This window comes from Catenibacterium sp. UBA627, from assembly GCF_002299355.1.
In the GTDB taxonomy this organism is placed as follows: Bacteria; Bacillota_I; Bacilli_A; order Erysipelotrichales; family Coprobacillaceae; genus Catenibacterium; species Catenibacterium mitsuoka.
The window spans coordinates 1-2685 of the sequence record NZ_DBPF01000027.1 but is presented as its reverse complement, the minus strand read 5'-3'; the positions used below and the strand labels follow the sequence as shown (position 1 = coordinate 2685).

At 35.7% G+C, this 2685-nt stretch carries 3 protein-coding genes; 1 reads left to right on the top strand and 2 read right to left on the bottom strand.

What is annotated here, in order from left to right; translation table 11 throughout:
- Positions 1–221: 221 nt before the first annotated feature.
- Positions 222–968, top strand: a complete 747-nt coding sequence (locus tag B2S90_RS01715; protein WP_279079147.1) for a TSUP family transporter — start codon at positions 222–224, stop codon at positions 966–968.
- Positions 969–1154: 186 nt separating this feature from the next.
- Here the strand turns inward: B2S90_RS01715 and aguB are convergent, their stop codons facing one another.
- Together aguB and B2S90_RS01705 are read right to left on the bottom strand one after the other, a co-directional pair.
- Complete coding sequence (gene aguB / locus B2S90_RS01710; protein ID WP_286696461.1) at positions 1155–2030, bottom strand: N-carbamoylputrescine amidase; 876 nt, start codon at positions 2028–2030, stop codon at positions 1155–1157.
- Between the two features lie 9 nt (positions 2031–2039).
- The coding region (locus B2S90_RS01705) for an agmatine deiminase family protein (RefSeq protein WP_286696460.1) at positions 2040–2685 on the bottom strand (646 nt) is incomplete at its 5' end.

Genomic DNA, 2685 nt, shown 5'->3' with positions numbered 1-2685 from the left:
GATAATATTATTTATCACTTATTACAAGAGACATTCAAGAACTCCCTTTTGGGAGTTTTTGTTTTACCATAAAACTGAATTTTGAACCTTGCTAGACACTGTCTAACAAAACATATTAAATACTTCATACATAAAAAGGTAGTTTATATCTATTTCCTAAATCGCTACAATAGGGAATCGAGGTATTCACATCTTATATCTTATGTAAAGGAAAAGGGAAAATGAGGATTTATTTCATTGTATGTCCGTTAGTATTTCTAGCGGGCTTTGTAGATTCAATTGCAGGTGGGGGAGGTCTAATTTCACTTCCAGCCTATATGTTTGCAGGAATACCAGTACACGCCGCAATTGCGACAAATAAGCTATCTTCATCAACAGGCACTGTTGTATCGACTGCACGACTTATTAAGAATAAAAAAGTAGATTGGGGATTTGTACCAGGAACAGTCATTGGCGCACTCATTGGTTCTGTCGCAGGCGCAAATCTTACACTCATTATGAGTGATTCAATTTTAAAGATGGTATTAGTTGTTCTTTTACCAGTTGCCGCAATCTGTGTATTAAAAGATAAGAATATGGATGTAGAAGTTCCAGTTGGAATGACAAAGACTAAACAATATTTGATTGCGATTGTATGCTCATTTGTGATTGGCTGCTATGATGGATTCTATGGTCCAGGAACAGGCACATTCTTATTACTTATATTTACTAAGTTTGCGAAGATGCCAATATATAAGGCGACAGGAAATGTAAAGGTAGTAAATCTATCTTCAAACATTTCAGCATTAGTTACATTTATCTTAGCAGGGAAGATCCTATGGGGATTAGGACTTGCTGCTTCATGCTTTAGTATTGCGGGACATTATGTAGGTGCTGGAATGGTTGTGAATAATGGTTCTAAGATTATTAAACCAGTAATTCCAATTGTATTAGTATTATTAATGATTAAAGTTGTATCAGGAATATAGTATTAAAAGGACTGAACCCAATAATGGATTCAGTCTTTAATATATGTTTTCTTATTGAGCATTCTTTACTTTATAAGAAAAATAAGATAATATAAGTTTACGTTGTGAGAGGACCTGCGCGCCTCTCATTTTTTATGTTAAAAGGACTGATCCTTATGTAAGGGGTCAGTCCTTTTCTAATAATATTTATTTCTTTGTCATTATGACATATGTCTCAGGACGTCTATCTCTGAACAATCCCCAAGATAAACGGTCCTCTTTCAATGCATCTAAATCAAACTCTCCATAAAGTATTGTTTCTTCCTGCTTTGCTGAGGCAATAATATCTCCTGTTGCATCCGCAATAAAAGAACAACCATAAAAATCTAAAGAAGAAGATTGTCCTGCATTTTTTTTACAAGGTCCAACTGTTTCTACTCCAATACGATTTGCAGTCACTACAGGCATTAAATTAGCGGCTGCATGACCCTGCATCACACGTCTCCAATGACTACTGCTATCAACATCTAAAATAGGTTCACTGCTAATGGCAGTAGGGTAGAGTAACATCTCCGCACCCTGTACGGCCATACATCTTGCGGCTTCAGGAAACCATTGATCCCAGCAGATGCCTACACCAATACAACCAAAACGTGTATCAAATACTTTAGAACCAGTATCACCAGGAGTGAAATAGAACTTCTCCTGATAAAAATGATCATCAGGAATATGTGTTTTTCTATAAATACCTAACACACTTCCATCGGCATCAATCATTGCTACAGTATTAAAGAGACGATCTATATCTCTTTCATAGAAGCTCACAGGAATGACTACACCTAATTCCTTTGCAACTTCTTTAAAACGATTCACGGCAGGATTTTTTTCAAGAGGTAATGCATAATCATAATAGTCATAGCGTTTTTCCTGACAGAAATACTGACGTTCAAATAATTCAGGAAGCAGAATGATATTGGCATCATTGTCTGCTGCCTCTCTTACCATCTTTTCTGCTTTATTAATATTTTCTTGTACATCTCGACTGCATGAAAACTGTAATGCAGCAACTTTGACTTGTCTCATATAAACCTCCTACTTTGCAGGAATTTGCTGTGTAATACAGTGGATATTACCTCCACCTGTTAAAATAACACGTGCATCAATAGGAATAATGTCACGTTCAGGAAAACATTCTTTTAAGATATCAACCGCAAGAGAATCATGTCCATCTCCAAATTGAGGTAATAAGACACAATGATTGCCAATATAGAAATTAATATAGCTTGCAGCTAAACGTTCTCCAACTTCTCTTGTATCTTCTCCCTCTTCAAACACATATCCTTTTAAATCTTCTTCAGTAATACATACAGGAATATGTGGAATAGGGAGCTTATGAATCTTTAACGGTCTTCCTTTTGCATCTTTTTGACCAGATAAGATTTCATAAGCCATATGACTTCTTATATATTGTGGATCCTCTTCATCATCAGTCCATGCAAGAAGCACTTCACCAGGCTTTACAAAACAACAGAAGTTATCTACATGTTCATTTGTTTCATCATTATAAATACCATAAGGAAGCCAGATGATCTTTTCTACATTCAAATATTGTTTCAGCTTCTCTTCAATCTTATCACGAGTCATTGTAGGATTGCGTCCAGGACTTAATAAACATTCTTCAGTTGTAATAAGTGTTCCTTCACCATCTACATGAATCGAGCCACCTTCTAAGACAAAA